The 7129-nt window shown below is 40.1% G+C and carries 6 protein-coding genes and 1 tRNA gene; 6 read left to right on the forward strand and 1 reads right to left on the reverse strand.

Translation table 11 applies throughout. The features are described 5' to 3' along the window. The first annotated feature begins 27 nt into the window (after positions 1-27). The 6 genes from PLH43_RS02545 (at position 28) to PLH43_RS02570 (ending at position 5730) form a co-directional block, all read left to right on the forward strand. On the forward strand, positions 28-855 hold the full coding sequence (locus PLH43_RS02545; protein WP_324359757.1) for a purine-nucleoside phosphorylase: 828 nt from the start codon (positions 28-30) through the stop codon (positions 853-855). Between the two features lie 3 nt (positions 856-858). Beyond that, a complete protein-coding gene (locus tag PLH43_RS02550) occupies positions 859-2103 on the forward strand; it encodes an adenosylhomocysteinase (RefSeq protein WP_324359759.1) in 1245 nt (414 codons plus the stop codon). A 53-nt stretch (positions 2104-2156) separates the two neighbouring features. Next, positions 2157-3452, forward strand: a complete 1296-nt coding sequence (locus PLH43_RS02555) for an amidohydrolase (protein WP_324359761.1) — start codon at positions 2157-2159, stop codon at positions 3450-3452. 89 nt (positions 3453-3541) lie between these two features. Then, a tRNA-Thr gene (locus PLH43_RS02560) sits at positions 3542-3617 on the forward strand. 222 nt (positions 3618-3839) lie between these two features. Then, positions 3840-4838 carry a BsuPI-related putative proteinase inhibitor gene (locus PLH43_RS02565; protein ID WP_324359763.1) on the forward strand — a complete coding sequence of 333 codons (999 nt, stop codon included), beginning with the start codon at positions 3840-3842 and terminating at the stop codon, positions 4836-4838. A 253-nt stretch (positions 4839-5091) separates the two neighbouring features. Further along, positions 5092-5730: an HAD hydrolase-like protein gene (locus PLH43_RS02570; protein WP_324359765.1), complete on the forward strand. Its 639-nt coding sequence runs from the start codon at positions 5092-5094 to the stop codon at positions 5728-5730. Between the two features lie 16 nt (positions 5731-5746). On the opposite strand, the gene PLH43_RS02575 is transcribed toward PLH43_RS02570, so the two are convergent. Then, complete coding sequence (locus PLH43_RS02575; protein ID WP_324359767.1) at positions 5747-6970, reverse strand: MFS transporter; 1224 nt, start codon at positions 6968-6970, stop codon at positions 5747-5749. Positions 6971-7129 lie beyond the last annotated feature (159 nt).

Here is a 7129-nt window from a genome sequence, read left to right on the forward strand (position 1 = left end):
AAAATTACATTTCCCAGGAGGTTGAAAATGGACAACATATATGAAAAGGTGCGGGAAACGGCCTCATTTGTCAAAGGGATAATAAAGGAAACTCCCCAGATTGCCGTCATTCTCGGTTCGGGTTTGGGACCTTTGGCAGATGAGATTGAAAACAGTGTTGAGATTGATTATAAAGACGTACCCAACTTTCCGGTGACTACCGTTGAAGGACATGCCGGAAAATTCGTGTGCGGACTTTTGGGAGACCGGCGTGTAATTGCCATGAAAGGGCGTTTCCATCACTATGAAGGATATGATGTATCGCAAGTGGTTTTTCCCGTCAGGGTCTTTAAAATGCTGGGAATAGACAATCTTATTGTCACAAATGCTTCCGGCGGAATAAACAGAGGTTTCAAACCGGGAGATCTAATGATTATCAAAGATCACATAAGTTTTTTTGCTCCATCTCCATTAAGAGGTAAAAATATAAATGAATTTGGATTAAGATTTCCGGACATGAGCAAGGCATACAGTCCGAAGCTTATTGAAATGTGTAAAAAAGCCGCTTCGGATTTGGGAGTGGATGTCAAAGAGGGAGTCTATGCTTTTGCCCAGGGTCCAATGTATGAGACGCCTTCCGAGATAAGGGCGCTGGGCATATTGGGAGCCGATGCAGTCGGTATGTCCACCGTTCCGGAGGTTATTGCCGCAAGGCATGCCGGTATGAATGTACTGGGAATTTCGTGCATAACCAATATGGCAGCAGGAATTTTAGATCAGCCGTTAAATCATGAAGAGGTTATGAAAACAGCAAAAGAAGCCGAAAATAATTTTACGCGGTTAGTAAAAAGGGTAATATCCGTCTGGGAGGTATAAAATATGAAAAGTGTTATTCGTGATATAAACTTAGCAAAATCCGGAAGGCAGAAAATCAATTGGGTAAGGAAAAATATGCCGCTTCTAAGGAGCCTTGAGGAAGAGTTTTCAAAGACAAAGCCTTTCCAAGGAGTTAGGATTACGGTATCGGTACATCTTGAGGCAAAAACGGCTTACTTGGCAAAGCTTCTTGCCATAGGCGGCGGAGAAGTTTCGGTAACGGGAAGCAATCCATTATCGACTCAGGACGATGTGGCTGCCGCTTTAGTTGAAGACGGACTTGATGTTTACGCATGGTATAATGCCACAGAAGAGGAGTTTAAAGAGCACTTGAACCTTGCATTGGGATACAAGCCAAACATCATTATTGATGACGGAGGAGACCTTGTACATCTATTGCATACCGAAAGGACCGAGCTTTTGCCCCATGTTATGGGAGGATGCGAGGAGACCACAACAGGGGTTATAAGGCTTAAAGCAATGGAAAAAGAAGGGGTGCTGAAATTCCCCATGGTGGCAGTAAACAATGCTTACTGCAAGTATTTGTTTGACAATAGATACGGTACGGGCCAGTCGGTGTGGGACGGCATAAACAGAACCACCAATCTTATCGTGGCAGGAAAAAATGTTGTTGTAGTCGGTTATGGATGGTGCGGCAAAGGTATTGCCATGAGAGCTAAAGGCTTGGGTGCCAGCGTTATTGTGTGCGAGGTTGACCCGATAAAAGCGGCCGAGGCTGTGATGGACGGATTCAAAGTTATGCCTATGGATGACGCGGCAAAGATTGGGGACTTGTTTATTACCGTAACCGGTTGCATCAGGGTGATACACCGTGACCATTTCAAGGTTATGAAGGATGGCGCAATATTGTGCAATGCCGGACATTTCGATGTGGAAGTAAGTGTCACGGAACTGGAAGAAATGGCTGTACGCAAGGAAGAACAGCGCAAAAACATTATGGGATATATGATGGAGGATGGCAGATGGATAAACCTTCTTGCAGAAGGAAGACTTGTAAACCTTGCTGCAGGAGACGGACATCCGGCGGAAATTATGGACATGAGCTTTGCCCTTCAGGCCATGAGTGCAAAGTATGTGCTTGAGAACCATTCAAAGCTTGGAAATAAGGTGCTGGACGTGCCGGAGGAAATTGACAGGAAAGTTGCGTTAATGAAGCTGAAATCCTGGGGGGTAGCAATAGACGAGCTTACCGAGGAACAGAAAAAATATCTCGACAGCTGGTGTTAAATAAGCTAAATATGAGTTACAAACGTATCAGTATGTAAAGGAGACTTGTTTTTGTGAACATATTAATCAAAAATGCTGACATTATTACCTGCAATGCCTCAAATGACGTGTTGAATAATGCGTTTTTGGGCATAAAAGACGGTTATATTGATTTTATAGATACCAGTGAAGATGCTATAAGGGACTTTAAGGCTGACCGGGTTATTGATGCCAGAGGGAAATTGGTTATGCCTGGATTTGTAAATGCCCATACCCACAGTGGAATGACAATACTTAGGAATTTTGCAAACGACCTTGCCTTGGAGGACTGGCTTTTCGGCAACGTGCTTCCTGTGGAAGAAAAGCTTACACCGGAGGATATATACTGGGGTACACTTTTGGGAATAGCCGAGATGATAAAGTCGGGCACCACCACTTTTGCCGATATGTATCTTCACATGGAAGAGGTGGCAAAGGCTGTTTCGGAGACGGGTATTAGAGCAAACCTTTGCAGAAGCCCTCTAAAAGACGGAAATGGAAGTGTGGACGATGCCATTCGGTGCTTTGAGTATTTTAAAAAGTGGAACAACAGCTTTAACGGCAGGATAAAAGTCTATATTGAAGTCCATTCGGTTTATCTTTTTGACGAGCCGTCACTTAAGATGTCGGCAGAAATTGCAAAACAGGTAGGTACAGGTATTCATATACATGTGCAGGAGACAGTGAAAGAAGTGGAAGACAGCATCAAAAAGTATGGGATGAGTCCTGCAGAAATTTGCTGTGAGACAGGAATTTTTGATGTTCCGGTAATTGCAGCCCATTGTGTTCATTTGTCCGACAGGGATATGGAGATAATCAAGGAGAAAGGCGTAAATGTGATTCACAATCCCACCAGCAATTTAAAGCTGGGCAGCGGAATAGCAAAAGTGGACGATATGCTTAAAAACGGCATCAATGTGGCTTTAGGGACCGATGGCGCAGCAAGCAACAACAACCTTAACATGGTTGAAGAAATGCATTTGGCCGCGCTGATACACAAAGGTGTTCACATGGATCCCACATTGATTGGAGCTTCCTCTGCATTGAGGATGGCAACTGTAAACGGGGCAAAAGCATTGGGATTTGGAGATGAGGCAGGAGAACTTTCAAAGGGAATGAAAGCAGATCTCATCTTTGTAGATATGGATAAAACCCACCTTTGTCCTGTTAACGACCCTGTTTCGGCTGTGGTATACTCTGCTCAGGCATCGGACGTTGACACGGTGATAATTGACGGAAATATTGTCATGGAAAATAGAGAGCTTAAGACCATTGATGAGGAAAAAGTAAAGTTTAGTGTAAAAGAAATAGCCAAAAAAGTATTGAGATAAAGCGCAAAAAATAGAAAGTATTGGTCTTGACAAAATTATGTTTTGGAATTAATATTTTTATATAAGTTAAATAATGTATATATGCTGATGCCACCATGGCTCAGTTGGTAGAGCAGCGCATTCGTAATGCGCCGGTCGGCGGTTCGAGTCCGCCTGGTGGCTCCAGTCATTACGGTATTAAAACGCTTGGTTTTTTTCAGGCGTTTTTTTATTTTGCCTCTTGGAATGAAATGAAAGAGGCAAAAGCGAAGGGACTCGATGTCCCGAGCTTTTATTTAGGCTCTTTGAAGTGAAGGGGTTCCCATTTTTTTATGTTAACTTAAAGGGAACATAATATTAATTATTGTCGTCTATAATACAAACGATAAAAATTATGGAGGTTTTCTTATGACAAAGAAAATTGTACGAAGCTTTATTTTACCAATGGCTGTAATTTCGGTTTTTACTGCGACATCATTTGCACAGACCGCAGATATAACGCTGCTTTCGGTTGAAAAGCCGGATGTTGTTACAATAAGCTATCAAATGAAGCATTGGTCTGAACCTTTTGTAAATCAATTATCAGAAAACTATAATGCTAATGAGATGTTTGAGGGAAAAAATTTAAATTCTGCTATTGAAGCAAAGGACTTTCAAAACTTGGTAAGACTCGTGCTGGACAAGGATTACGACGGAACACCTGATTCGGTGACAAGGGAAGCTGTTGTTCATGAATTGATGAAAATATGGGCTGAGAAAACAGGAAAAGATCTTGATAAAGTACCGGTAATTAGAATGCTAATCTATGTAGACCTTGACCAAGTGGATATAAAATACTACCAATCTATTATGGTTGCTTATATGAAGGACATAGCAAAAGGAAGGGGCGAAGGCATTTTTGATCCAAAGACTGATGTTACATATGGTGAGTTGGCGGCTTTAGTGTATAATACGGCCCAGTCTGTAGAAAAAGAGAAGGAATCTGACGTTCAGCAAATAGCAAAGGATAGGTTTGAGACCAGGGGAGATTATGAAATAAAAGACGGCAAGGTGGTATTTAACTTTGAGCTGGTGAACCGTTATGAAGAGGCAAAGGAGCTGATGTTTGGTTCCGGACAGCAGTTTGAAGTAACTATAACCGATGAAAAAGGTAACGAAGTATATAGATATTCCGACGGTAAATTCTTTACACTGGCGTTAGTATCAAAAACAATAAACCCGGGTGAAGCTGTAAAATGGCAGGATGAATGGGATATGACGGACAAAGAGGGAAATGAGCTCACAGCGGGAAAATACCAAGCAAAGATTGACATTATGGTTGTACAGGGGGAAGATGAAGAAAAGATTGATGAAAGCCAGCTTACAACTGTAATAGAGTTTGAACTGGGCGTTGGTGAAAGGAATTAATAATTGAAAATTAGTAATTTTAAAGCCTGGCAGGTAAATACAGCCTGCCGGGCTTGTTTTATATTCTGCCATATATTTCAATGTAAAATTATGCTATTATTTTAACGTAGAATAGTATATAATAATGAGGTGTAGCTTGCTTGGAATTAAATCGGTTTTATGCTGGGGTCAAAATATATTAAGAAGTTGAAGAAACATATAAAACTAATCCATAAAATATTGGGCGATAAGATAAGAAAGGCAGTGAAACGATATGGTGAATACACTAATATTTGATTTTGACGGGACAATAGTTGATTCGTTAGGTATAGGAATCGATGCATATAATGAAATAGCTGAAGAATGTAAGTTTAAAAAGTTAAATCCCTCGGACCTTACGGAGCTTGGCAGGCTTCCCATTGTGAAAAAGTGTAATGTGCTTGGCATATCTTTAGCACAAATACCTTTACTGGTGCACAAGTTAAATGAAAAAATAAAAGATAATATTCATAAAATAAAAGTATTTGATAAAATGAAAGAGGTATTATACGCTCTTGAAAAAGAAAAGTATAGTTTACATATTATATCATCAAATACGGAAAGCACAATAAAACAGGTATTGCAATTAAATGATTTGGATATGTTCGAAAGTATTTACCCGGCAAAAAACATTTTTGGAAAGCATTACGTTATAAATGACTTTATCAAAAAAAGCGGCCTTGATAAAGATGACATAATATATATAGGTGACGAGCTTAGGGATATTGAAGCATGCAAGAAATCCAAAGTAAAAATAATTTCCGTCACATGGGGTTTTGAGTCGGCGGACCTTTTATTGACCGGCAATCCCGATTTTTTGGCTAAAGACCCTGAAGACATTATAAGAGTATTAAAAACTATAAATGCCCGATAATTTTACTTCAAGGGAATTATTCAGGGTCAGGTGACGGCTTTGTGGCTTCAATCAGTGCTTTGTCGCGGTACATTAAAATACTCAGAAGAACCATTAGAGCACCTGTCGCAATAAGCAGGAATTCTATTTTAACTCTGTCCGACAAAGGACCGAAAACAAGCATTGCTATTGGCATCATAATGCTCGATATCATTGAAAGAACTCCAAATACTCTTCCCAAATAATCCTCTTCTACTTTCTCCTGCAATAAAACCGTAGATGTGGTATTGAAAAAGGGCACTGCAATTCCCGCTAACAGCATGAAAAAAAGGTAAATCAAAAGAATAGGGATAATTCCCAAAGCAAAAGTACAACATCCCAAAACAAGATTTGACAGTACCATTGTAAGAAGCTTGTTTTTAAATCCTCCCCAAGATGCGATGATTATACCGCCCAGCACCATACCCAAAGAAAAGGAGATTTCGACTGCCGCCAGGTACAAAACATCATCGCTAAAACTTCGCGTTACCTGAAGAGGAGTTAAGAAGGCAGCGGGTGAAATCAATATAAAGTATAATATGCTGTATAAAAAGAATGACTTAAGAAAGCTGTGATTTTTGACATAGGAAAGACCCTCCTTCATGTCACTCCAATAACTTGATTCCTCTATGCTTAAAGCCTTTGCATGAGCGGGAACGTCAAGAAACAACACAAGTATAGCTACTGCTATGGCCGCGGTGAAAACATCAATAAGAAATATTGCTTCAATCGAAGCATATGACATAATGGCGGCACTAATCATGGGGGATATTAACGTAATCACGGATTGAATACTGCTGTTTGTCGCATTTACGCGGGTAAGGTTATCCTTGGACACTAGCTGTGGTATAAATGCATTTATAGCTGGTGTTTGAATTCCCGAACCAAAGGCTCGTATGGCTGACATAACAAAAAGAAGCCACAGAGAGTCGTATCCCATAAAGAACAATATGGTTAAAACCAATGTTGATATTGCAATCAGTGAATCCGAAAAGCCAATCAGCATTTTTCTGTTATAGCGGTCTGCCCATACGCCGGCAAAGGGCGAAAGAAAAAAGGTGGGCAGAAAACCACATATGATTGATATGGTCATCATTGCACCGGATTGGGTTTTTAACGTAATGTACCATGTTATTGCATATTGCACCAGTGAAGTACCTAAAAGAGAAATGGTTTGACTGGCCAAAAAAAGTACTATGTTTTTATTCCATTTATTGCCCATACTTATATCTTTCTCCTGTAATGAAAATTGAATTAAATATTATGGATATCATATATTACTATGACTAAGAGAGCAAAGTCAATAATTATATTGCTCTATTTGCAGCTTTTAAATTGCAAGTTTAATTGCCTTACAAAATCTTACAGAACCCTGTTTTAA

Origin of the sequence: Acetivibrio sp. (assembly GCF_035371925.1) — a bacterium.
Lineage (GTDB): Bacteria > Bacillota > Clostridia > Acetivibrionales > Acetivibrionaceae > Hungateiclostridium.

Excerpts from the sequence above, each read along its gene's own strand:
- PLH43_RS02570 (WP_324359765.1), top strand. The coding sequence starts at position 5,092 with ATGGTGAATACACTAATATTTGATTTTGACGGGACAATAGTTGATTCG.
- PLH43_RS02575 (WP_324359767.1), bottom strand. The coding sequence starts at position 6,970 with ATGGGCAATAAATGGAATAAAAACATAGTACTTTTTTTGGCCAGTCAA.
- PLH43_RS02565 (WP_324359763.1), top strand. The coding sequence starts at position 3,840 with ATGACAAAGAAAATTGTACGAAGCTTTATTTTACCAATGGCTGTAATT.
- PLH43_RS02545 (WP_324359757.1), top strand. The coding sequence starts at position 28 with ATGGACAACATATATGAAAAGGTGCGGGAAACGGCCTCATTTGTCAAA.
- PLH43_RS02550 (WP_324359759.1), top strand. The coding sequence starts at position 859 with ATGAAAAGTGTTATTCGTGATATAAACTTAGCAAAATCCGGAAGGCAG.